Consider the following 24,341-nt stretch of genomic DNA (forward strand, 5'->3'; position numbering starts at 1 on the left):
TGGAAAATGGCCGATTCGAACAAACCAAATTCATCCCGTAACCATGACGATAACGTATGGAAAGCGATGGGACTCGTGACAGCTTTTGGGATCGAGATTGCCATTCTCGCTGTTGCCGGATATTACGCTGGCTCCTGGTTGGACAAGACCATTGGAGGTAACGGAATATGGATCGCCGTAAGCGTTCTCTTTTTCCTGGCCGCAGGCGGCGTGAGCATCTACTTTATCGCGAAAAAATTCATGGGGGAAAGTGATGAGTGAACTAACCAGATACCGCAGATGGATGACTGTTTTCATCATGTACTTTCTTATGATTTGTTTTCTCGCAGCGGCCTTTATGCCACGTGTGGAGACAATTGCTTTGGGACTGGCCCTGGGTACAGGAATTAGCTGGATCAATGCATTTTACCTGGGCTACAAAGTAAGGAAAATGTCTGATGATGCGGCAGAAGGTAACTTGAAGCGTGTGAACCTGGGATTTTTGACAAGAGCGGCACTCGCTGTGCTCGGTATATTCATATCGATGCGCTTTCCGCAGTACTTCAATACATACGCGGTTGCAGGCGGTCTGGTCATTGCGCAATTTTCCTTACTGATTATAGGGATCGTCTATTCCCGCAGAGCAGAATGATGTTAGGTGCTGCAGCTTTCAAGTCGAGAAAGGGGTGAGAAAAATATGCATGAAGCTCCAATTATTATGCTTGGCGGATTTCGATTGGATCTATCGGTTGTGTTGATGCTGGTTGTTACAGGTGCCCTCGTTTTTATCTTTGCTGTACTGGCTACACGGAGGTTGTCCGTTGAAAACCCCGGCAAGCTGCAAAATTTTATGGAGTGGGCAGTAGAATTCGTCCGCAATCTGATTTCCAGTACGATGGATATGAAGAAAGGGAAGCACTTTATCTCTCTCGCTCTTTCCATGATCATGTTCATCTTTGTCGGTAACATGCTGGGTCTTCCGTTCCAGGCAGTAACCGCAGTGGACAGCGCAGAGCATGCGCAGGTGTTTGGTCAGCCGATCGTTACAGCGGTCGATGCGTTTGAAGAAGCGCATGCCAAAGACCCTGAAGCACACCCACACGTTGAATTGGCATGGTGGAAATCACCTACAGCTGATTTATCGGTAACCATGGGACTGGCGCTTGTTGCGTTCATGGTATCTCATGGACTCGGATTGTTCCGCAACACGAGAGGTTATCTCAAGCACTACCTTCAGCCATTCGCCTTGTTCTTGCCCATCAACTTGATTGAGACGGCATCCAAGCTGTTGACACACGGTATGCGTCTATTCGCGAATATCTTCGCGGGTGAGGTACTGATCACAACGATCCTGAAGCTGACGACATTCAAAGTGTTTGGCGCAATTGCTGCCATTCCGTTGCTTATGGTGTGGCAAGGCTTTAGTATCTTTATCGGCGCGATCCAGGCATTTGTTTTTGTAATCTTGATGATGGTGTACATTTCACAGAGCATCGAGACGCACGACGAACATTAAGTTCCAAGCCCGACGAAGATTTCTTCACCAGGCTGAACAATAAAAAAATTCGATTTATAATTTTAAGGAGGATATACAAATGGGAGCAATGGCATTAATCGCAGCAGCAATTGTTGCAGGACTGGGCGCGTTTGGCGCAGGTATCGGTAACGGTATGGTAATCAGCAAGACAGTAGAAGGAATCGCGCGTCAACCAGAAGCAAAATCCACTCTTCAAACAACAATGTTTATCGGGGTAGGTCTGATCGAGGTATTGCCGATCATCGGTGTGGTACTCGCGTTCATGTTCTACGGTATGGCTTAATTAAATTGATAAGGTTTGGCGGGGAAGGCCATAGCCATCCGCGCCTTCTTTTTAGGTAATGTCCGTTCATGCGGATGAACGTTTCAAGGATACCTCCAGGAAGGAGTGAACAGATTGAGTTTCGTATGGGAAAATACGCTTCTTGCGATTATCGCATTTGCAATTTTATATTGGCTGCTTAGCCGTTATGCTTTCGGTCCTTTGTTCTCCATCATGGAAAAACGTCGCGAACTCGTGCTGACGCAGATGAATGAGGCTGCTCAGACTCGGGAACAGGCCATTGCCTATGTGGAGGAACAAAAACAAGCCCTGGAGCAAGCGCGCAAGGAAGCTCACGACATCATTGAACAGTCCAAACAAACGGGCGGCAAACAGGCTGAGTCAATTCTGGCTGACGCAAAAGCTGAAGCTAATCGTCTGAAAGACGATGCGGTACGTGAAATTGAAAGCGAGAAGAACAAAGCGGTTGCAGCGCTTCGCAGCGAACTGGGTACAGCTTCCGTTCAGATTGCTTCCAAATTGATCAAAAAAGAAGTTGAGAACGGTCCAGCACAAGAAGAGCTTGTGAACCAATACCTCAATGAGGTAGGGGGCCGACAATGAGCCGCGATACGATTGTTGCCAAGCGTTATGCGAAAGCATTATTCGAAGTCGCTCTCCAGCAGCAGCAGGTGCTTGAAGTTGAACAGGAACTGCGTGCGGTTGTCAGCGGATTGACTGGGGATGCCGAGATCATCAAGTTCATCGTATCTCCGAACATCTCTGATGAAGCTAAGCGGAACGTGCTTCATGCGAGCCTTGAAGGCAAAGTGTCCGAACCTGTCCTGCGCACGGTTCTGCTCCTGATTGAGCGTGGTCGCGTTGACCTGCTGGAAGCTCTTTTGAGTGATTATCTGAAGATCGAGGGTGACTCGCTCGGCATTGCCGATGCACGCGTTTACTCGACTTATGCATTGAATGATGAAGAAAAAGAAGCGGTAGCCCGTGAATTCGGAGGCCGTGTGAATAAAAAGATTCGTATCGAGAACATTGTCGATTCGACTCTGCTGGGCGGATTGAAAGTCGCCATTGGCGATACGATCTATGACGGCAGCTTGGCTGGCAAGCTCGAACGTCTTGAGCAGTCTTTTAACAGACGAGTACAGTAGATTGGGGTGAGGACACTTGAGTATCAAACCAGAAGAAATCAGTACATTAATTAAGAGCCAAATCGAACAATACAAGACCGATATCGATGTAGTCGAAGTCGGGACGGTTATCGAGGTTGGTGATGGTATTGCTCGTGTATACGGACTTGAGAACGTCATGTCCAACGAGTTGGTTGAATTCCCAAGCGGTGTAATGGGACTCGCCATGAACGTGGAAGAAAGCAATGTCGGTGTCGTTATCCTTGGACCTTACTATGATATTCGTGAAGGCGACCAAGTGAAGCGTACTGGCCAAATCATGCAAGTGCCTGTAGGCGAAGCATTGATTGGACGTGTTGTGAACCCGCTCGGTATTCCTGTCGATGGCAAAGGGCCAATCGCGACAACGGAATTCCGTCCGGTTGAAGGTAAGGCACCAGGCGTAATGGATCGTAAATCCGTTCATGAGCCGATGCAAACAGGTATCAAAGCCATTGATGCCATGGTACCAATCGGTCGCGGACAACGTGAGTTGATCATCGGTGACCGTCAAACAGGTAAAACATCGATCGCAATCGATGCCATCCTGAACCAAAAAGGCAGCGGCATGAAGTGTATCTATGTGGCTATCGGGCAGAAACAATCTACAGTTGCACAAGTTGTGGAAACTCTTCGTCGTAAAGGCGCAATGGAGTACACGATCGTTGTAACTGCAGCTGCTTCCGATCCATCACCACTCTTGTACATCGCACCGTATTCCGGTTGTTCGATGGGTGAGTACTTCATGTACAAAGGCGAGCACGTTCTGGTTATCTATGATGACTTGACTAAACAAGCTTCTGCTTACCGTGAACTTTCCTTGCTGCTTCGTCGTCCTCCAGGCCGTGAGGCTTATCCGGGTGACGTCTTCTACTTGCACTCCCGTTTGCTGGAGCGTGCTGCGAAGCTGAATGATGAACTTGGTGGTGGTTCTTTAACCGCACTTCCGTTTATTGAAACACAAGCTTCCGACGTATCTGCTTACATCCCGACGAACGTAATCTCCATCACGGACGGACAAATCTTCCTGGAAGCCGACTTGTTCAATGCTGGACAACGCCCGGCGATCAACGTAGGTATCTCCGTATCCCGTGTCGGTGGTTCTGCTCAGATCAAAGCGATGAAAAAGGTTGCAGGTTCCCTGCGTCTCGACCTCGCTCAATATCGTGAGCTTCAAGCGTTCTCCCAGTTCGGTTCCGATCTGGATAAAGCCACTCAGGCCCGCCTGAATCGTGGTGCTCGTATGATGGAAATCCTGAAGCAGGGTGTAAACCAGCCTCTGCCTGTTGAACAACAGGTTGTAAGCTTGTACACAGCAGTTAAAGGCTTCCTGGATGAAATCCCTACAGGTGATGTGACTCGTTTTGAACACGAATTCCTCGCGTTCATGGAGAGCAACCATCCGGAAATTCTCGGATCTATCCGTGATACAAAAGAATTGACTGCAGACAATGAAAATGCACTGAAAGGTGCAATCGAGAAGTTCAGAAAGAGCTTCGCTGTCTCTGTCTAAATAGATGATTGCAGCTGCGGAGTTGTTTAACCGATTCCGCATGTCTGCATGTAAAACTTTGACCCCGTCAAAGTAAGATTATGCTTACGAAGTAACTTTGGCTCCGCCAAAGTTTTGAGGTGGTGAAATCATGGCAAAAGGCATGCGCGAAATTAAGCGGCAAATTAAAAGCGTACAAAGCACCAAGCAAATCACCAAAGCAATGGAGATGGTTGCAGCTGCAAAACTGCGTAAAGCGCAGGAAAAAGCTGAGGCAGCCCGTCCGTATTCGGAGAAACTGAAAGAGGTTGTGGCTAGTATTGCGTCAAGCACGCAAGGGATCCAGCATCCGATGCTCGAGAGCCGTCCAGTCAAAAAGACAGCTTACCTGATCATTACATCGGACCGCGGTCTTGCGGGTGGATACAATGCGAACGTTTTGCGTCAGGTCAATCTGACGCTGAAAGAGCGCCATAACTCCCAAGATGACTACGAGTTGTTCGTTATTGGGCGTAAAGGACGCGATTACTTCAGACGGCGCGAAATTGCGATGGCATCCGTTACAACGGATCTATCCGATTCACCAGCATTTGCAGACATCAAATCTATTGCACACGAGGCTGTTCAAGGATTTGAGTTGGCTAAATTTGATGAATTGTACATTTGTTATAACCGCTTTGTGAATGCGTTGACCCAGATTCCTACGGTAGAAAAACTTCTTCCAATGGAAACACCTGAGGTAACTGCTGCAGAAGGACCGACGGCGAGCTACGAATACGAGCCTTCAGCTGAAGCTGTACTGGAAGTTTTGCTACCGCGTTATGCGGAAACGCTAATCTACGGTGCGCTTTTGAACGGTAAGGCGAGTGAGCTGGGTGCGAAAATGACGGCAATGGGTAATGCAACGAAAAATGCATCCAAACTCATTAACGATTTGTCATTGACATACAACCGTGCCCGTCAAGCGGCGATCACGCAGGAGATTACGGAAATTGTGGCAGGTGCCAACGCAGCACAAGGCTAACCGTTTTTTATTTAATGAAGGCTTGCACTGCAAAGATAAACGAACGGAACTTTATTTTTGTCAAAGTAGCAGGCTTGTAGGAGGGGAACGTTAAGATGAACAAAGGACGCGTTGTGAGCATCATGGGTCCGGTTGTTGACGTCGAGTTTGATCGCGGCGGTCTGCCGGAAATCCTCAATGCCATTACGATCACTACAGTAACCGAGAGCGGCGTAAGTGTAAGTCTTACACTCGAAGCTTCGAAACATCTGGGTGACAACCGGGTACGTTGTATCGCGATGTCCTCCACGGACGGTCTCGTACGTGGTATGGAAGCAGTAGATACAGGAGCTCCAATCTCTGTACCTGTTGGGGAAGCGACACTGGGTCGTGTATTTAACGTACTCGGCGAAGCAATTGATACTGGCGGTACTGTAGCTGCTGAACATAAAAACCCGATTCACCGCTCTGCTCCTGCATTCGATGAACTGACGACTCAAGCTGAAATGCTGGAGACAGGTATCAAAGTTATCGACTTGCTGGCTCCTTACGCCAAAGGTGGTAAAATCGGTTTGTTCGGTGGTGCCGGTGTAGGTAAAACCGTTACAATCCAAGAATTGATCAACAACATTGCGCAAGAGCACGGTGGTATCTCCGTATTCGCGGGTGTTGGTGAGCGTACACGTGAAGGTAACGACTTGTATCACGAGATGAGTGATTCCGGCGTTATCAACAAAACAGCAATGGTCTTCGGACAAATGAACGAGCCTCCAGGCGCACGTCTTCGTGTAGCCCTCACAGGTCTGACGATGGCGGAATATTTCCGTGATGAAGAAGGCCGTGACGTGTTGCTCTTTATCGATAACATCTTCCGTTTCACCCAAGCGGGTTCAGAAGTATCTGCCTTGCTCGGTCGTATGCCATCCGCGGTAGGTTACCAGCCTACGCTGGCAACAGAAATGGGTCAATTGCAAGAGCGTATCACTTCCACGAAAAAAGGATCGGTTACATCCATTCAGGCGATCTACGTACCTGCGGATGACTATACGGATCCAGCTCCTGCAACAACGTTTGCTCACTTGGATGCAACAACGAACCTGGAGCGTAAAATTTCCGAGATGGGTATCTACCCTGCGGTAGATCCACTCGCATCCAGCTCCCGGATCTTGGCACCAGAAGTTGTAGGTGAAGAACACTATAGCGTAGCACAAGGCGTTAAACGTATCTTGGCACGTTATAATGAGCTGCAGGATATCATCGCGATCCTGGGTATGGACGAGCTGAGTGAAGAAGACAGAGCGCTCGTTTACCGTGCTCGTAAAATTCAACGTTTCTTGTCCCAGCCTTTCCACGTTGCTGAAGCATTTAACGGTATTCCGGGTAAATACGTTCCGGTTAAAGAAACAGTGCGCAGCTTTAAAGAAATTCTCGAAGGCAAGCATGACGATCTGCCGGAAGCAGCATTCCTCTTCGTGGGTACAATTGAAGAGGCAGTGGAGAAAGCTAAAACACTGGTATAATCTGAATCCAGGATTGTCCTTATGAAGCGAGCTATCCTTCGGATAGTTTCAGGAGGGATGGAATTGAGCACCTTTTTGTTGGAAATCGTAACGCCTGAGCGTTTGGTCTATTCAGAGCAAGCAGATAGCATCATCGCTCGTGGTATTGAAGGGGAACTAGGGATCTTGCCAGGCCATATCCCTATGGTTACTCCATTGCAGATTGCACCGATCATTATCAAAAACGGAAAAGAGAACAAGCAGGTCGCTATTGGCGGCGGCTTTATCGAAATCCGCAAAGATAAGGTTGTTGTTCTCGCAGAAAGTGCCGAATTCCCGGAAAATATTGATGTGGATCGTGCACGTGCAGCGAAGGAGCGGGCAGAACGCCGTCTCAGCAGCCAAAGCAACCAGGACCACTTTGATCACCGCCGTGCAGAGATTGCTCTGCAAAAAGCGGTTAACCGGATCAACGTATACGGCAAATAAACGATTAAAGGAAGCCCGGCGGCTTGGTCTGCCGGGCTTTTTTGCTTTGTTTCGATGAAATGACTTCCATATTCTTATGAAGTAATCTTATTTTTCTGGATGATTTTATGTAGATTCTCCGTTAATTTTTGTAAACAATGATCACCGTTCGTGTGATATTGAATATAGTATAGGACTATAGTAGTGGTGATAGTTACCACTAATAGACCCATTTTTGGCCAGTTCAATCCAAATTATTTCCGAGGAAATGACAAGATCGATATCGAAATAGCGCTCTTTTATGTCGTTTTAGTCACAAAATCCCGATGATTTAAAATTAAAATATTTTCAAAGTGGAAATCAATGTAATTGACAATGTATGATGAAAGAGCCTATATTCCATAGAGTCAGCAGAGATTGTAGCTGCGAAGATGAATTCCATGATCATTCACAGCCAGATTGTGCTGCTCGATGAAAGGGCAACACGAAGGATCTCCATATGGGGTACTTCAGCGGTGAATCAGTTGTGTTGTGCTGGAACAAACCATTCTTATGACTTTTAATTAGGATGACAAGCAAAATTACGCTGGTTGCTGCAACAAATGTGGAGGTAATGAATATATGGATATTGATCTGACGAATCAGTTGAACCAGTCATTAAGCACAAATGGGTTAGTTTCGATTGTCGTCTCGCTATTGTGCATAGCACTCGCTTGGTGGGCGCTGCAGAACCTGAAGCTTGATCTGATTATCAGACAGCCGAAGGGTGCTCAAGGAAGATTGCTGCATTTGCTGCTTGCCATTATTCTGGGTCATGCTGTATCCGGGTTCGTTATTGATTATTTATCATGGACCCAAATGTTGCGTCATTTGTTTTAATGTTGAGATGGTTGGTTAATCATCTGTTAGGTTCTTCATGCAGGCTGATTGTCGAATAACATCGATTGATTGTGTCAACAATTAGAGTATGATCAACCTGTTAACAATTAAGAAAAATGTGTGACGTGTAATTGGTTGAATTGAGATGTTTTATGTAAAAATGCTTGTATCGTACAATTCAAAAATGTTATGATGGAAGTTAGGGAATTAACAATTGTTCACTTTAACCTGAGGTTATAAACGGGATCCCCGGTAGTTTACCGGCTAATAATTATCCCAATCCGTCTGTCCTGATGTTTTGCTGACCTGTAAGCCTTAATTACAAGTTTGCAGGCAATCAGCACGGCAAGTGTTATCATCAATTTTGGATTATAAACCAATTCTTTTCTGAACAGACATCAGGCGTTTTTTGCCGGGCAATGTCGAAATTCCACACACAGCAACAGTCCTTTCTAACACAGAGGGCTTACGTATTCCGGAATGAAGAAAAGGGAATAAAAGCGCGGAGGGAACCATGATGAGCAAATTTATCGTCCGCGGTGGCAAAAGGTTGACCGGAAGTGTCAAAGTTAGCGGCGCTAAAAATTCTGTTCTTCCGATCATCGCTGCCTCTCTACTAGGGGAAGAAGGACAAAGCGTTATTATTGACGCGCCTCCTCTAGACGATGTGATGACGATTAACAAAGTGTTGGAATCGCTGGGAGCGGGTGTTACATACCGGGACGAAGTGATTACCGTGAATGCGGAAAAACTTACTTCCTGCGAAGCCCCGTATGAATGGGTAAGTAAAATGCGGGCGTCTTTTCTGGTCATGGGGCCTTTATTGACGCGTATGGGTCATACAAGAATTTCGCTTCCTGGTGGATGTGCCATCGGAACACGGCCGATTGATCAGCATTTGAAAGGTTTTGAAGCCATGGGTGCCGAGATCAGCTTGGGCCAGGGCTATATCGAAGCTCGCAGCCAAGGACGGTTGCGCGGTGCAAAAATTTATCTGGATGTAGCCTCCGTAGGAGCTACTCAAAATATTATGATGGCTGCAACGCTGGCTGACGGTGTAACCGTGCTGGAAAATGCAGCTAAAGAACCTGAGATTGTGGATCTGGCCAACTTCCTTAACGGAATGGGTGCCAAAGTACGTGGAGCGGGTACAGGAGTTATTCGCATCGAAGGTGTGGAGAAACTCACTGGAGTGAAGCACACGGTTATTCCTGACCGGGTAGAAGCGGGTACTTACATGGCTGCTGCTGCAATTTCTGGTGGCGATGTGTACATCGAAGGTGCAATCTCCGATCATTTGGGTTCGGTTATTGCGAAGATGGAAGAGATGGGAGTGACCATCCTGCCAGATGAGAATGGGGTACGTGTTATTGCTGACCGTCCGCTCAAGGCAGTAGATGTGAAAACATTACCATACCCTGGATTCCCTACTGACATGCAGTCCCAGATGATGGCGCTCTTGCTGGCATCTGAAGGAACAAGTGTCGTAACGGAGACGGTGTTTGAGAATCGCTTCATGCATGTGGATGAATTCCAGTTGATGAATGCGGAGATCAAAGTGGAAGGCCGTTCGTCCATCATTACAGGTAATGCCAAACTGAAGGGTGCCAAAGTTACAGCTACCGATTTGCGTGCGGGTGCTGCACTCATTATTGCGGGTCTGGTTGCTGAAGGTACAACTGAAGTCGGCGGTGTTCATCACATCGACCGTGGCTACGTTCACCTGGCTGAAAAGCTGAATGGACTGGGAGCCGACATTTACCGTATATCGGTTGAAGAACCGAAACTGGACGCAGCTAAGCCTGCAATCGAAAAAGCTGAGGAAGAAGTGCCGATGTTCAAGGTACAACCGACTTGGGCTTAAATCATGTGATTAGTAAAAAGCTAAGCCATCTGGCTTGGCTTTTTTTTATGCCTTTTTTAGACAACACACTGTTAAAGTATGGCCTACAATTCAGTACCTGATTCTATTAATAGCTGGTCTTAATGGAAGAACTGTGGGTTCAATTTTTGAATATACACAACCGAATAAAAGGACATCAATAGAGAATTACGGTGCATGGTTAAGCATATCAAAAATGGCTGTATAGCGGCGGTTTATCCACTATAGCAGAGCAATGTTAATCTAACATTAAAAAGAACCGGATGCTCTTTCTTTCTCTCAAATCAAGTTCTATCAAATCGAAACAGCTCATACCCTAAACTATGGATTTGAACAAAAGGACCGGTCTATGACGGCCTATGTACAACGGAGGGTATGTCGAAATGAAAGAAGCTCGTATACAGGTTAAGGTGCCCCTTGTCCCCCGTCCAATGATGGAGGAGTCCAAGCAGACTTCGGATGCCGGAATGGAGAAAGACAAGCTCGCAGCGATGAATACCCAAAATTCAGCTGCAGAGGCCAAAAGAACAATCAATTCAAACCCAGGAGCATCAGACCAGTCTGAGCGTGAGCCAAGAGGAATCCGCGTACCGGTCATCGAACTCGATCAGTTCCGCCGAGTAAAGAGACGCAGGATGAGGACATTCGGAAGAGGACGCAGGTGGTCAAGCGGATCCAGGCGCTGGCAACCGGCTGCTGCTGTATCAGGACTCTTGGCGCTGGCACTCCTGATCCCTGCTATATTAGTGTGGCCTCGGACAAGTGATCCGGTGAAGCCGGTCCCTGTTGCACCATCAACAGGCAGCGTAACGAACACCCTCCCTGTCCCAGCTGTGCCAGTGACATACCCAGAACCGAATGTAAGAGTGTATCTATCTGCAACGGGAACAACAATGAATCTTCCGCTTGAGGAGTATGTGACGGGTGTCGTTGCAGCAGAGATGCCTGCAGAGTTCAGGCTTGAGGCACTGAAGGCACAGGCCATTGCCGCACGTACCTTTATCGTCAGAAGGCTGGCAGCACATGATACCAGCGGTGTACCTTCAGGTGATGCAGATGTAACGGATACGGTCAGTCACCAGGTGTTTCTTCCGCCGGATCAGGTGGAGAAGGAATGGACACGGTTGGGGAAAGCGGAGGAATGGGAAAAGTTACAGCAGGCCATCCGCGAAAGCCGGGACGCCGTGATGACATATCAGGGTAAGGCCATTACCGCATCCTTTTTTTCAACAAGTAACGGTTATACGGAGAATGCTGAGGATGTATGGGGAAATGTCGTACCCTATTTGAAAAGTGTATCAAGTCCATGGGATCAGAAGTTAGCCCCGGGATTCAAGGAGACCGTCACAATGAAGCGCAGCGAAATTTTACAGAAGCTGAATCTGAGCGGCAGCGCCATCCCGGTTACTGCCCAGGAGAACGGCTCATGGATGGAAGTGCTGTCTACAACAGAAGGTCACCGGATTAAAGAGATGCAGATCGCAGGTTCAACGTTCAGTGGACCAGAGGTGCGCAAACTGCTTGGATTAAGATCCAGTCAATTCAGCTGGAAGGCTGAGGGCGATGAGGTGCAGATTACGACCTACGGATACGGACATGGCGTGGGAATGAGCCAGTGGGGAGCGAATGGTATGGCGCAGGAGGGACACACCGCGACACAGATCCTGAAACACTACTATACAGGTATATCCTTTGGACAGGCATCGAAGATGCTGGCCTCGAAATAAGAGACATCAAGACGTAAGGATTAATGCGGATTAATCTGAATTAATCCGGATATATCCGAATAAATGCGAGTTTATTCGTATGAATACGAATGTACGCAGATGAACAGGTTAGGTTGTACCTTTTGTACACCATTGACTTTAACGAATCTGAGATAACTTGATTGAGCCATATCACTCGATTGGAAATTTTGACGAATCCCAGGCACGTTATATCAATATATATATGCAATTACACCGATACTTCGCCCAAAAGGATAAATTAGAGTGTCAAAGATTCGTTAGAATCCCCAAACTGTGAATTTCTCTCTAATCAGGCCACTCAGGTTCGTTAGAAGTATTCCATTAATCTAATCTCGAGGTTAGATGGAACAGTCATTAGTGCCGGGACCTCACCGTTCTCTCATCTCACTTTAGCGAGCCTAAGGCGCAATAAATCCAATCACATCATATATCATGTCGTGTCGCTTTCAGCCGATAAGCACAATTCACATAGAAGGATTGGTTGACATTACAGTCAATCCTGCTTCTCTACCAACCAAACACCCATTCCGGAGCTTTTGAGATTTGGCTATATCAGTCTGAACCATAGTTACACCGGAACGGAGAGCGCAGAAAAAACCTTTAGAAGCGAAGCGTCCGCCTTTACTCCCGGATTTCACCTTTTAAAAAGGTGATAGAAGAAATCTGGGAGTAACAGTGGTCGAAAGGTTGTTCTGCGCGCGGAGTGGCTCAGTGCAACTCCAATCGGCCTTATATAGCAGTCTCTGAAACCTCCGTGAAAAAAATTAGAGTCGCACGTGTATAAAAGAGTTGCACCCGGTAACACTTGTTACTGAGGTGATCAAGATGAATGAACAAAACAAAAAAACAGTCCAAGAAGAAACTCCTAAAACAACTCAAGGAGTACCGGCCAGCCAGCCCTCTTCATGGAAAAGAGCAATGTCCAAACGTTGGGTCTTCCCGGCAGCCTACATCGCAGCAGCAGGCATTATACTAACATTAGTGTGGGTCTATCAGGGTACAGGCGAGAAAACGCTGAACTCCGATCCTGCTAGTGGAGTAGTAGAAACAGGAGCATCGGGTACAGAAGAAACAGCAGTTGGTGGAGAAGAAAGTGTGGAAGTTGTCGCCCAGTCGGAAAGTTTTGCATGGCCAGTAGCAAGTCCGTCGGAAATTTCTGTGGTTAAACCGTTCTATGAGAACGAAGGCACTACCGAAGAACATGAAGCCGCAATGGTGCAGTACAACGATACGTTTATTCCGAACACAGGCGTAGACCTGGCGCGTGGGGATAACAAATCATTTGAAGTAAAAGCAGCACTCGGAGGTAAAGTGACACGGGTGGAGCAAAATCCGCTGACGGGTCAAGTTGTGGAAATCACACACAGTGATAACCTCAAAACCGTATACCAAAGCCTGTCTGACGTCAAAGTGAAACAGGACGATGAAGTGAAACAGGGAGATGCAATTGCATCCGCTGGCGTAAATGAACTGGAAAAAACGCTCGGCAACCACCTGCACTTCGAAGTATACGAAGACGGTCAACCGGTTAACCCACAAGGATATCTTCCGGAAAAATAAATGATTTTTAACGCAGAATGAAAAGGGCAGAGGGAAATCCCCTCTGCTCTTTTTTGTGCTTTTCTGAAATTATTGGGACCTTCGAAGCTTGTCACACCTCTAAACCGCGAATATATAGGCATGCTCCTCATATAATGTACCAAACTATCCACACAGTAGGGAGGCGGGAGCGTGCACGATTACATCAAGGAACGGACCATAAAAATAGGTCGCTGCATTGTCGAGACGAGGAATACGGTCCGTACCATTGCCAAAGAGTTCGGCGTGTCAAAGAGTACGGTGCATAAGGACCTGACGGAGCGTCTGCCGGAAATCAACCCTGATCTTGCTGACCAGGTGAAACATATCCTGGAGTACCACAAGTCCATCCGCCACTTGCGGGGCGGCGAAGCGACCAAAATCAAATACAAAAAAACAAGCGGCAAAAAGCGTGAAGTACTGGCTTCCGCTAAATCGTAACCATCGCGAAAAGACGTAGGCCAAAAAGCTCACACATGGATTGAATCCCTCCCCTGAAGTATGATATGTTAAAAGCTGGTACAGGATCGAATTATGACATCTTATCAGCCCGATTTTTACATATATATGTTGCACTTTGTCGAACGAGCGGTGACGTGATAAGGGACTCTTTTTCACAGGATACGCTGACCAAATAATATCACTTTGGGGGCTCTTTTATGTTAAGCAAGGATATCGGTATTGATCTTGGCACGGCGAACGTGCTTATTCACGTGAAAGGAAGTGGGGTTGTCCTCGATGAACCTTCCGTCGTGACCATTGAAAGCGATACGAAGCGGGTCCTTGCTGTTGGGGAAGAAGCGCGTCGTATGGTGGGGCGTACTCCGGGTAACATTGTTGCCATCAGACCGCTGCGTGACGGCGTTATTGCGGACTTCGAAATTACGGAAGCGATGCTCAGACATTTCATTAATCGTGTGGGGGCGAGAAGCTGGTACAGCCACCCGCGTATTCTGATCTGTGCACCGACAAACATTACTTCCGTGGAGCAGAAGGCGATCCGTGAGGCTGCGGAGCGCAGCGGTGCCAAAGAAGTATTTCTAGAAGAAGAGCCAAAAGCGGCAGCCATTGGTGCAGGAATGGATATTTTTCAGCCGAGCGGCAATATGGTCGTGGATATCGGCGGCGGAACGACTGACGTTGCAGTCCTGTCTATGGGCGACGTAGTCACCGCCTCTTCTATTAAAGTCGCAGGGGACAAGTTCGACGAAGCAATTATCAAGTTTATCAAAGCCAAGTACAAACTCATGATCGGTGAACGGACTGCCGAGGATCTGAAGATTGCGATTGGTTCCGTAAACCCGGCTGGACGTCAAACCGAGATGGACATTCGCGGACGGGATATGGTATCCGGATTGCCTGTTACGGTAACCGTGTCGGGAAGTGAAGTACAGGAAGCGCTATGGGATTCCGTGCAATCCATTATCGTTGCAGCAAAATCGGTATTGGAGCGGACGCCACCAGAGCTGTCGGCGGATATTATTGACCGGGGTGTCGTGCTGACAGGCGGAGGCGCTTTGCTTAATGGTCTGGACGAGCTTTTGTCCAATGAACTGCATGTACCGGTATGGGTTGCAGAGGATCCGATGCACTGTGTCGTAAAAGGGACAGGCATTATGCTCAATAATTTGGATCAAGTGGTTAAGAAAAAGTTCTGATCTGCCGATATAAGTATCAAAGGTTCGCCTATGCTCGGCATTAGAACGGACAAGCATTGATCCTGCAGTGCAGGACAAGCGCTTGAGGAGAGGGGTTTATTCATGCTAAGAGGTTTGTACACCGCTACCGCGGGAATGATTACGCAGCAACGCCGCCATGACACAGCGACTCAAAATATTGTTAATGCGAACACGACGGGATATAAACAGGTGAACAGCGTAAGCCGCTCATTCCCGGAAATGCTCATTACGTTGGTCGGTGGAGATGCCAATGTTCCGACGAAGCGGCTGGGCAGGCTGAACACAGGGGTGTTCGCAGAAGAGAGTTTGTCCATGAATTTGCAGGGGGCAATTATGGAGAGTGGTCAAAAGAGTGACTTTGCCATCTCGTCCAATCTGTCCGTTAATGATCCGCAGACGGGACAACCTGTCGCTTTTGACGGTTCAGGCAAATTTGTACGAGCTGATGGCACAGTGATCTACCAGCCTCAAGCGTATTTTACGGTGCGGGATGCGGAAGGTAATACAAGATATACACGTGATGGTCACTTCCAGGTTACCGGAACGGGAGAACTATTAAGCTCAACGGGAGCGCAGGTTCTGGATAATAATGGACAGCCCGTTGTGTTGACAGGCTCAGTGGACCAATTTAAAGTGGATGAGCAAGGCCGTCTTGTGGATGCAGTCACGGGTGCACCGATGGGGGTTACGCTTGGAATCAGTGTCATTGATCAGCCTAACCAACTGGTTCGTGAGGGTGACGGTAATTTTAGTCTGTATGACCAGGAAGGTGCTACAGCACGAATGATGGCTGTGGGAGATAATGTGCAGATCCGTCAGGGCTACCTGGAAGGATCGAATGTGGATGCTTCTCAAGCTACCGTGGATATGAATGCCGCTTATCGTGCGTACGAAGCGAATCAGAAGGTCGTGCAGTTCTATGATCGAAGTTTGGACAAAGCTGTCAATGATGTAGGTCGTGTATAACGCGCGGCAATAGAGAGGATGAATTACTAAATGAATAATTCCATGATTAGTGCGAAGGTCTCCATGACCGCGATACAGCAACGTCTGGATGTCATTTCCGATAATATTGCCAACGTGAATACGGCAGGCTATAAAAGCAAGCAGGCAGCGTTCGAAGATGTACTGACCCGGGTGCAGCAGCAGCCGGACAAGTATAAGCTCGATGGACGCTCCACCCCAATGGGATATAATCTGGGATTTGGTGCCCGTTTGACGAGTGTGACGAAGGATATGTCTCAGGGGACACTGAATGAGACAGGCAGTCCAACGGATTTGGCGATCGAAGGCAACGCTATGTTTGCCGTTGAAGCGAATGGCCAAAAAATGTGGACACGTCAGGGAGCATTCCATTTTGTCCCTGATCCAACACCTAACCCGGATCCCAATGCACCTCAGATGATGGTACTGGTTAATGGAGAAGGCTACTTCGCGCTGGATCGTCAAGGTAACCGGATCACTGCTCCGAACAATAGTAAAGTAGCCTTCGATGAGAAGGGCAATCTATTGATCCGTCGCGGCAATGAAGCCAATGCAACGATTGGAGCCCAGCTGCAGCTTGTAGACATCGAACGTCCGGAAGGACTTGTGCAATACGCAGATAATCTGTTTGGTCTGGATGCCGGCTTGACTGAGGATGATGTGTTTGGCGCTAATGCGGCTACACGTGATGCAGTAGCTACGATTCGTGCAGGCTATCTGGAGCAATCCAATGTGGATCTGACACAGGAGATGGCACTATTGATGCAAGGACAGCGGACCTATCAGCTGGCAGCACGTGCACTGACATCAAGTGATTCGATGGCAGGTCTTGCCAACACTATAAGAGCATAAAGGTGAATGCGATGACAGATACACAGAAGCAGAACAGCAAGCCGGAGAAGAAGGAAGTCAAGAAGAAGAAAAAGAGTGGGTGGCGCGTCGCCAGATGGTTCCTGATCCCAGTCTTGCTTGTTCTTGCCCTCGCTGGCGGCATGGTCGCTGGTTATGTGGTACTGGGCAAACAGGATATTGGCTCCGTATTCGAGTGGAGTACCTGGAAACATGTATATGATCTGGTGTTCGCTTCATGATCGTGAAATAGCGAAAACTCCTGCGCAGGCAGGAGTTTTCTTTTTCGCGTTGAAAACAGTATAATGATGGATGACGTTTGACGTCAAAAGAGGCCTCCCCTGCGAAAGACGATTGTCATCGCGAAGAGAGACCCCTTATCTCAACCTTCACTACTGCAGTCATGAAGGATATTAGTAGTGTTAACTGAAAATGCGTTTTTCATACCAAATAAAATAACCACATTTATATGTAATTCATTAGCATAATGGTTTTGTTTTAGCGACGTAGTGGAGGGGACGGAATCGATTCTGAAGAAGCAAAGCGTTCGCCTTTGTCTCCAAATTTTTACCTTCAAAAAATGAATCGAGAAAATTTGGAGACAACAGCGATCGGAAGAACGATCCGTAACCGTAACGGCCACCGCGCACACAAGCAATTATGTTGGTATGATTCACATGTAAATGACACTGAAAGGAGATTACACTGTGCTCGATAGCAAACAGATTCAAGCCATTATCCCGCACCGTCCCCCGTTTCTGCTGGTGGACAAGATTGTAGAAATGGAGGATGGCAAACGCGCCGTTGGTCTGAAAAATGTAACAATCAACGAACCGTTCTTCCTCGGTCATTTCCCGGCATACCCGGTAATGCCAGGTGTGTTGATCACCGAAGCGCTGGCTCAAGTAGGAGCAGCAGCTATTCTTAACGTGGAGAGCAATAAAGGCAAAATTGGCTTTTTGGCGGGACTGGATAATTTCCGATTCCGTGGACAAGTTGTGCCCGGAGATACGTTGATGCTGGAAGTGGAAATTACACGTCTGAAGGGTTCGATCGGTAAAGGCAAAGCGACAGCCCGCGTGGAAGATAAAGTCGTTGCTGAAGGCGAAATCATGTTTGCACTGTCTGACCCAAGCTGATTACAACCATGAGCATTTGCATCAGTCTGGGTGTACATAACGGATTGATGCAGGATGCTGAAGTAGCTCAGCAAACCATTGAATTTATATAGACGGAAGGGGTTTATAGGAATGGAACAGTTAAGCGGAACAGCAGCACGGACGTTACAACAGTGGTTGGAGGATGCTTCGATTGATGAAGCGACGAAACAGGAGCTTCGTGATTTGCAGGATCAGCCGAAAGAGCTGGAAGATCGTTTCTATCGAAATCTGGAGTTTGGTACAGGTGGATTGCGCGGGGTCATTGGCGCCGGAAGCAACCGGATGAACAAGTACACCGTTGGCCGGGCGACTCAAGGTTTTGCACGTTATCTGCTCGAACAGCATGGGGACAAAGAAGGGAGACCTTCTGTGGTCATCGCCCATGACTCCCGTCACTACTCGCCTGAATTCACGCTGGATGCTGCCTTGGTTCTTGCCGGAAACGGCATTGTTGCCAAGCTGTTCAAATCCTTGCGCCCTACACCGCAGCTGTCCTTCAGTGTGCGTCACTTGCAAGCGACCGGCGGCATTGTGGTAACGGCAAGTCATAACCCACCGGAATATAACGGATACAAAGTGTACAACCACGAAGGTGGCCAACTGGTACCGCATGAAGCTGAGAAAGTTATCCAATACATTCAGGAAGTTCCTTCCCTTGCCGATGTGAAAAAGCTGACCCAAGAAGAAGCCGAAGCACAAGGCTTGCTGGTATGGCTGGGTGAAGAGGAAGATCAGGCATTTGTCGATACAGTTGCCAGCGTGAGTCTGAGTCGTGACCTGATTCAATCAGGCATAGGCCGTGACTTCAAAATCGTCTTCACGCCACTGCACGGCACAGGAAACATTCCAGTACGTCGTGTATTGGAGCAGATCGGTTTTGAGCAGGTACATATTGTGGCAGAACAGGAACAGCCGGATGCTGAATTCTCCACAGTGAAGTCCCCTAACCCGGAAGAACGCGAAGCATTCACGCTTGCCATGAAACTGGGTGAATCCGTAGGTGCTGACATTCTGATTGGTACGGATCCGGACGCAGACCGCATGGGTGCAGTTGTGAAAGACAATGATGGCAAGTACTTTGTTCTGTCTGGTAACCAATCCGGTGCGATCATGGTGCACTACGTGCTGAGCCGTCTGCAAGAGACAGGCAAGCTGCCAAGCAACAGCGCAGTAGTCAAAACGATTGTAACGAGCGAGATGGGCGCGGTCATTGCAGAGCACTACGGTGCAGAAGTGATGAACACCCTGACAGGCTTCAAATATATCGGTGAAAAAATGAACCAGTTCGAAGCAACTGGCAGCCATACCTTCTTGTTCGGATATGAAGAGAGTTATGGCTACCTGGCAGGTAGCTATGCTCGTGACAAAGATGCCATCCTGGCTTCGATGCTCATTGCAGAAGCTGCTGCATATTACAAAAACCAAGGTAAAACACTGTACGATGTCCTGCAGGAGCTCTATAGCCAGTTCGGGTATTTCCTGGAGAAGCTGGAGTCCCGTACGCTGAAAGGCAAGGACGGCGTAGCGCAAATCCAGGCGAAAATGACGGATTGGCGTTCCAATCCGCCACAAGAAGTAGCGGGTATCGCGGTACAAGATGTGCTCGATTACTCTCTTGGTCTGGATGGCTTGCCAAAAGAAAACGTCCTGAAGTTCATTTTGGCAGATGGATCATGGTTCTGCCTGCGTCCTTCCGGTACAGAGCCGAAGATCAAAGTGTACTTCGCAGTACGTGGTGAGAGCTTGGAAGATGCGGAAGGCCGCATTGAACGTTTGGCTTCCACGGTAATGTCGCGAGTAGACGCACAATAAGTACGATTGTTGTACAAAGCACGAATGGTTAAAAGCCTCTCCGCACCGTAAGGTTGGTTGGCGGAGGGGCTTTTCTTTTAGGTGTGATTTTTGCAGAAGTTGAAACAGATTGATCGGATATTCGGAGGCTTGTTGACACAAGCTGTGTATATACCCGTTAATTATTTGAATGAATTACTTGAGCTGAACGTGGATTTGGTTCCAACACTTGAGGAGGTACATGTTGTGCGTCAAAAATGGCTTTATTGGAATACCGCTTCCCGGAAGTGGCTGTGGCTTGTTGTCATTATAGGAATGATCGCTTCCATCCCTGTTATTAGTGATCGGGTACAGACGGAGTCGTCCGCCAAAAAGGTGGAGCTTGTATTCAATTACAGAGGTCTGTTGGATATATCGGCTTATCAAGCCCATCCCCAGGATTTTATGAATGAGCAATTGACTCGTCTGAAAGATGCCGGAGTCACAACGATGGCCGTATTCGAAAGTACGCTGGATGAGCTTAGAAAGTCACGGAAACTGACCGTATATAACGGGCAGGATGTTGCTAACCTGACTCAGAACGTGGTTTCTCCTAACGAGAACTTCACGTATGTATTGTTCACATCCGAAGAAAATGCTCAAACGTATACACCCATTATTGAACAAACGTTCGCGGATCGTCAGATTCCGGTGGTACCATGGGAATTTGAAGGTCGTAGCGGCTTGATTTTGCAGACTCCTCCGGAGAATGCCAACATGCAGCCGATGCAGCCGGATCCGGTTGCCATCCAAATGCTGCGTGATAAAGGGTTTTACATTTTGCCAAGGATCGCGGATAGCGTGCCATACAGCCAAGAATCCATGGAGCGCCTGCTGACCTTCTTCGAAGAGAATGGCGTGAAACGCATCCTGTTTGATGGCGATGCAGTGAAAGGGTACAATGATAATGCGGAGATGAAGAGTCTCGATCAGTTTGCACAATTGTTGAACAAACATGACATTGGACTTGCAGCCATTGAAAACTTGAAGAAACCTCAATCCGGATTTGAAACTCTTGCCTACAAAACGGACTACAACGTTGCTCGTTTGTATTCGTTAAGTGAGGGAGATGCCAACCTGGATGTAGACGTGATTGCGGACCGTTTTGTGCTCGCTACCAAAGACCGTAACATCCGCATGCTCTATTTGAATGCAGGGCCTAGCCGGAACACGGCCAAAGCCATGATTACGGATCCGATTGAGAACCTGATTAACAGTCTGGGTGAGCCAGGGCATGCTATTGAACGCATGGAGAAGCGCGGATTCGAGCTTGGACAGGCTGAGGCTTTTACAGTAAAAGAATCTTCGATTCAGCGTTATGCCAAGCTGGTTGCACTAGTTGGTGCAATTGCCATGATTACCTTGATGGTGTCATACTTCGTACCACTGTTGACCTTGCTTGTGTTTGTGTTAGGTTTGGTTGGAAGTGCGGGCTTGTTCCTTCTGAAACCGACCTTGCTTGAGCAGGGGATTGCCTTGCTTGTTGCGATCTCTGCACCAACCATTGCCATGGTGCTTGCGGTGAGAACCGTGAATTATCAGCAGCAGCGTCAACCCAATGCATCTGCAGGTCGTCGATTGGCACAAACGTTGATCTTATATGTAAGAACGTCCATTCTGTCGTTCCTTGCTGTGCCGTTTATGATCGCATTGCTCAACAGCATTACGTACAGTCTTGTCATTAACCAGTTCAGGGGCGTGAGCCTGCTGCACTTTGCTCCGATGGGACTGGTAGCTATTTATATCTTGTTTTACCGTGGATCGGGTACGATTTCCATTAAGCAGCTCAAAGGAATTCTGCGTACACCGGTTAATGTACTGATGGTTGTTCTGGCGGTTGTTGCAGCCGCAGCTGGATATTATTATTTGACACGTACAGGGAACTCGGGTTCAGTAACCCCATTTGAGATGTTCCTGCGTACAACGCTGGAGGATACATTTGGCGTACGACCAAGGTTCAAAGAATTTGTGCTGGGACACCCGCTGTTTATCGTTGGCGTGTTCGCCGCTTTAAAATATCGTCAAGTCATCTTTGTACTCATTATTGCAGCGATTGGACAGTTGTCCATGGTGGATACGTTCGCGCATATCCATACACCGGCTGTATTATCTCTCATTCGCGGAGTGATGGGACTGGGAATCGGCTTAATCTTCGGTATCATTGCTGTGGGTGTGTGGCAAGTAGCGGAAGGATGTTGGAAAAAATGGTCACCACTTCTCAAAAGTTAGTCATCTCAGGATATTACGGATTCCGCAATAGCGGAGACGAAGCGGTACTTAAGTCGATTCTGACTGCACTGGAAGAGGAGAGTCACAGATCCGGCGTCAACATTGAGCCGATCGTGCTCTCCATCGATCCGGAGTCAACGACCTCCATGTATGGGGTACGTTCCGTTCACCGTATGAAATTGAAGGAAGTTCGCGAAGCAATCAAGGAAAGTGACGGATTGATCAGCGGCGGCGGAAGTTTGCTGCAGGATGCAACCGGACTGAAATCCATTCCCTACTATTTGGGTGTAATCAAGCTGGCCCAGTGGCTGAAAAAACCTACGTTTATTTATGCTCAGGGAATCGGGCCCGTTAACCGTAAATTCTTTAATCCGATGATCCGATCTGTATTCAAGGGTTGTAAGTATATATCGGTGAGGGATGAACAATCCGCAGATTACCTGCGCGGACTTGGACTGCAGTGGAATCAGATTCATGTGGTGCCAGACCCGGTTATGGGACTGCCTTTGCCTGAGGCTAGCAGAAAAAATGATGTTACGACGGGAACTGTGCCGGATCAAGCGAGCGATGGTTCGTCTGTGGGACAAACTAAACTTCCGGTCATCGGTATATCCGTGCGTTTCTGGGAGTCCGATCGGAAGGAACTGACGGCGATTGCCTCAGGACTGAAGAAGCTATGTGCCAAAAAAGCAGTGCATCTGCGTTTTATGCCATTTCATTTGCCAAAAGACGAACAGGCCTCCCGTTTTCTTATGGAGATGCTCGGAGACGTTACTAGTAAAGGCAGCGAGGTCAGTATCACTCCGAATCTGACCGATCCGCAGCTTATGCTGGAGGAAGTCAGCAAGTGTGATATTGTCATTGGCATGCGTCTGCACAGTTTGATCTACGCCGCATCGCAGTATGTGCCACCTGTGGCCATCTCATACGATCCCAAAATCGATCAGTTCATGCTCCGTCTGGATAGTAAGCCTGTAGGGAACACGACTGCACTCGATGGGGACAAACTCGCGAAGAGCGTAGCCTCTCTTCTCGATCAACGTTCACAGTGGTTGAAGGAAAACGAAGATCGCATTACCGAACTGAAGCAGGAGGCCAGAGTCCCTGCACAGCAAATTATTAACTATTTAGGCCGCAAAGGGTGAGATAAAGATGAATCAGACCGGACCAATACCTACCGTTTCGATCTATGGCATTCCTTTTTCAAAACTGACGATGAAAGAAACGGTGGAGACTCTCAGGGAAGCCGTGTTGTCGAAGAAGCCTCATCAGGTCATTACAGCGAACCCGATCATGGTGATGGCAGCACTGGAGAATCCGTCCATGATGCAAGTGATGCAGTCTGCCGAATTGATTGTACCGGATGGTACAGGTGTCGTGTGGGCTGCCAATTATTGTGGGGATCCTGTAGCTGAGCGAGTACCCGGATTTGAGCTTTTACATGAATTGCTGCGGGTTGGAGAAAACTATCGCTGGGGTGTGTATTTGCTCGGTTCCACCCCTGAGGTGATTCAAGAAACGGCAGTTCGGTTACAACAGCAATATCCGGCGATCCGTATTGTGGGTTATCGCGACGGTTATTTTGGTCCGGCTGAGGACGAAGAAGTGGTTGCTTCCATTCGGGAAGCTGCTCCTGATCTGCTGTTTGTGGCACGCGGCGCAGATACGCAGGAGCCCTGGATTCACAAGTATAAGGAGGCGCTTCAGGTTCCTGTAACCATGGGCGTTGGCGGCAGTTTTGATGTCATTTCCGGCAAAAGTAAACGTGCCCCAAAACTGTTCCAGAAGCTAAGACTGGAGTGGTTCTACCGACTGCTTCGCGAACCGAGTCGTGCAGGCCGCATGCTTGCGCTTCCAAAATTCGCGATTAAAGTAATCCAGGACAAAGAAAACGTGACTAAAGCCCGTTAAATACAGGCTATTACGAGAAAAATGCACGTTTTTGCTAAAAATTGAGGTTGGCGTTTCGCGTGTGATCAGCGTATAATTCATTCCGGATTACATGTGTACCAAAGAATGAATCAAACTTTTATTTGCACCGTGTCACTCCGACGTCAGAACAACCTTTCGATCGCTCTTATCCCCAGATTTTTCTG

24 protein-coding genes are annotated in these 24,341 nt (G+C 48.0%); all 24 read left to right on the forward strand.

Features of this window, described 5'->3' with window-relative positions; genetic code table 11:
• The first annotated feature begins 6 nt into the window (after positions 1 to 6).
• The gene (locus MH144_RS15505) at positions 7 to 261 is read left to right on the forward strand and encodes an AtpZ/AtpI family protein (protein ID WP_024632723.1); all 255 of its coding nucleotides are present in this window, start codon (positions 7 to 9) and stop codon (positions 259 to 261) included.
• Entirely contained in the window at positions 254 to 631 is a 378-nt protein-coding gene (locus tag MH144_RS15510) for an ATP synthase subunit I (protein ID WP_095291219.1), read from the forward strand. Before MH144_RS15505 ends, MH144_RS15510 begins: the two co-directional genes overlap by 8 nt.
• A gap of 45 nt (positions 632 to 676) precedes the next feature.
• Complete coding sequence (atpB, locus tag MH144_RS15515) at positions 677 to 1,495, forward strand: F0F1 ATP synthase subunit A (protein ID WP_095291222.1); 819 nt, start codon at positions 677 to 679, stop codon at positions 1,493 to 1,495.
• 79 nt (positions 1,496 to 1,574) lie between these two features.
• Entirely contained in the window at positions 1,575 to 1,799 is a 225-nt protein-coding gene (atpE, locus tag MH144_RS15520; protein ID WP_017691934.1) for a F0F1 ATP synthase subunit C, read from the forward strand.
• 114 nt (positions 1,800 to 1,913) lie between these two features.
• Positions 1,914 to 2,402, forward strand: coding sequence for a F0F1 ATP synthase subunit B (gene atpF / locus MH144_RS15525; RefSeq protein WP_095291225.1), 489 nt, complete (start codon positions 1,914 to 1,916; stop codon positions 2,400 to 2,402).
• Positions 2,399 to 2,947 (forward strand): F0F1 ATP synthase subunit delta, encoded by a 549-nt coding sequence (locus tag MH144_RS15530; RefSeq protein WP_239301975.1) that lies wholly within the window; start codon positions 2,399 to 2,401, stop codon positions 2,945 to 2,947. The genes atpF and MH144_RS15530 overlap by 4 nt, the downstream gene beginning before the upstream one ends.
• A gap of 16 nt (positions 2,948 to 2,963) precedes the next feature.
• Positions 2,964 to 4,478, forward strand: coding sequence for a F0F1 ATP synthase subunit alpha (gene atpA, locus MH144_RS15535; RefSeq protein ID WP_095291229.1), 1,515 nt, complete (start codon positions 2,964 to 2,966; stop codon positions 4,476 to 4,478).
• Positions 4,479 to 4,608: 130 nt separating this feature from the next.
• Positions 4,609 to 5,481 carry an ATP synthase F1 subunit gamma gene (gene atpG / locus MH144_RS15540; protein ID WP_095359963.1) on the forward strand — a complete coding sequence of 291 codons (873 nt, stop codon included), beginning with the start codon at positions 4,609 to 4,611 and terminating at the stop codon, positions 5,479 to 5,481.
• 95 nt (positions 5,482 to 5,576) lie between these two features.
• Positions 5,577 to 6,980 carry a F0F1 ATP synthase subunit beta gene (gene atpD / locus MH144_RS15545; RefSeq protein ID WP_095291232.1) on the forward strand — a complete coding sequence of 468 codons (1,404 nt, stop codon included), beginning with the start codon at positions 5,577 to 5,579 and terminating at the stop codon, positions 6,978 to 6,980.
• 63 nt (positions 6,981 to 7,043) lie between these two features.
• A complete protein-coding gene (locus tag MH144_RS15550; protein ID WP_239301977.1) occupies positions 7,044 to 7,448 on the forward strand; it encodes a F0F1 ATP synthase subunit epsilon in 405 nt (134 codons plus the stop codon).
• Positions 7,449 to 8,048: 600 nt separating this feature from the next.
• The gene (locus MH144_RS15555; RefSeq protein ID WP_095291312.1) at positions 8,049 to 8,306 is read left to right on the forward strand and encodes a DUF1146 family protein; all 258 of its coding nucleotides are present in this window, start codon (positions 8,049 to 8,051) and stop codon (positions 8,304 to 8,306) included.
• Positions 8,307 to 8,823: 517 nt separating this feature from the next.
• On the forward strand, positions 8,824 to 10,170 hold the full coding sequence (gene murA, locus MH144_RS15560) for a UDP-N-acetylglucosamine 1-carboxyvinyltransferase (protein WP_239301988.1): 1,347 nt from the start codon (positions 8,824 to 8,826) through the stop codon (positions 10,168 to 10,170).
• Between the two features lie 401 nt (positions 10,171 to 10,571).
• Positions 10,572 to 11,915 carry a stage II sporulation protein D gene (spoIID, locus tag MH144_RS15565; RefSeq protein ID WP_239301999.1) on the forward strand — a complete coding sequence of 448 codons (1,344 nt, stop codon included), beginning with the start codon at positions 10,572 to 10,574 and terminating at the stop codon, positions 11,913 to 11,915.
• Between the two features lie 846 nt (positions 11,916 to 12,761).
• Positions 12,762 to 13,496, forward strand: coding sequence for a M23 family metallopeptidase (locus MH144_RS15570; RefSeq protein WP_239302001.1), 735 nt, complete (start codon positions 12,762 to 12,764; stop codon positions 13,494 to 13,496).
• A 171-nt stretch (positions 13,497 to 13,667) separates the two neighbouring features.
• Positions 13,668 to 13,955: a sporulation transcriptional regulator SpoIIID gene (spoIIID, locus tag MH144_RS15575; RefSeq protein WP_024632710.1), complete on the forward strand. Its 288-nt coding sequence runs from the start codon at positions 13,668 to 13,670 to the stop codon at positions 13,953 to 13,955.
• Between the two features lie 218 nt (positions 13,956 to 14,173).
• The gene (gene mreB / locus MH144_RS15580) at positions 14,174 to 15,172 is read left to right on the forward strand and encodes a rod shape-determining protein (protein WP_095291319.1); all 999 of its coding nucleotides are present in this window, start codon (positions 14,174 to 14,176) and stop codon (positions 15,170 to 15,172) included.
• Between the two features lie 102 nt (positions 15,173 to 15,274).
• Positions 15,275 to 16,159: a flagellar hook-basal body protein gene (locus tag MH144_RS15585; protein ID WP_239302003.1), complete on the forward strand. Its 885-nt coding sequence runs from the start codon at positions 15,275 to 15,277 to the stop codon at positions 16,157 to 16,159.
• A 30-nt stretch (positions 16,160 to 16,189) separates the two neighbouring features.
• Positions 16,190 to 17,029, forward strand: coding sequence for a flagellar hook-basal body protein (locus tag MH144_RS15590; protein ID WP_239302005.1), 840 nt, complete (start codon positions 16,190 to 16,192; stop codon positions 17,027 to 17,029).
• A gap of 11 nt (positions 17,030 to 17,040) precedes the next feature.
• Positions 17,041 to 17,268: a DNA-directed RNA polymerase subunit beta gene (locus MH144_RS15595; protein WP_239302007.1), complete on the forward strand. Its 228-nt coding sequence runs from the start codon at positions 17,041 to 17,043 to the stop codon at positions 17,266 to 17,268.
• A gap of 465 nt (positions 17,269 to 17,733) precedes the next feature.
• The gene (fabZ, locus tag MH144_RS15600; protein ID WP_239302251.1) at positions 17,734 to 18,165 is read left to right on the forward strand and encodes a 3-hydroxyacyl-ACP dehydratase FabZ; all 432 of its coding nucleotides are present in this window, start codon (positions 17,734 to 17,736) and stop codon (positions 18,163 to 18,165) included.
• Between the two features lie 111 nt (positions 18,166 to 18,276).
• The gene (locus MH144_RS15605; RefSeq protein WP_239302017.1) at positions 18,277 to 19,998 is read left to right on the forward strand and encodes a phospho-sugar mutase; all 1,722 of its coding nucleotides are present in this window, start codon (positions 18,277 to 18,279) and stop codon (positions 19,996 to 19,998) included.
• 225 nt (positions 19,999 to 20,223) lie between these two features.
• Positions 20,224 to 22,245 carry a DUF5693 family protein gene (locus MH144_RS15610; protein WP_239302252.1) on the forward strand — a complete coding sequence of 674 codons (2,022 nt, stop codon included), beginning with the start codon at positions 20,224 to 20,226 and terminating at the stop codon, positions 22,243 to 22,245.
• The gene (csaB, locus tag MH144_RS15615; RefSeq protein WP_239302029.1) at positions 22,221 to 23,390 is read left to right on the forward strand and encodes a polysaccharide pyruvyl transferase CsaB; all 1,170 of its coding nucleotides are present in this window, start codon (positions 22,221 to 22,223) and stop codon (positions 23,388 to 23,390) included. Before MH144_RS15610 ends, csaB begins: the two co-directional genes overlap by 25 nt.
• 7 nt (positions 23,391 to 23,397) lie before the next feature.
• Positions 23,398 to 24,156 (forward strand): WecB/TagA/CpsF family glycosyltransferase, encoded by a 759-nt coding sequence (locus MH144_RS15620; protein ID WP_095359951.1) that lies wholly within the window; start codon positions 23,398 to 23,400, stop codon positions 24,154 to 24,156.
• Positions 24,157 to 24,341 lie beyond the last annotated feature (185 nt).

The organism is Paenibacillus sp. ACRRY (genome assembly GCF_022346995.1).
Lineage (GTDB): Bacteria > Bacillota > Bacilli > Paenibacillales > Paenibacillaceae > Paenibacillus.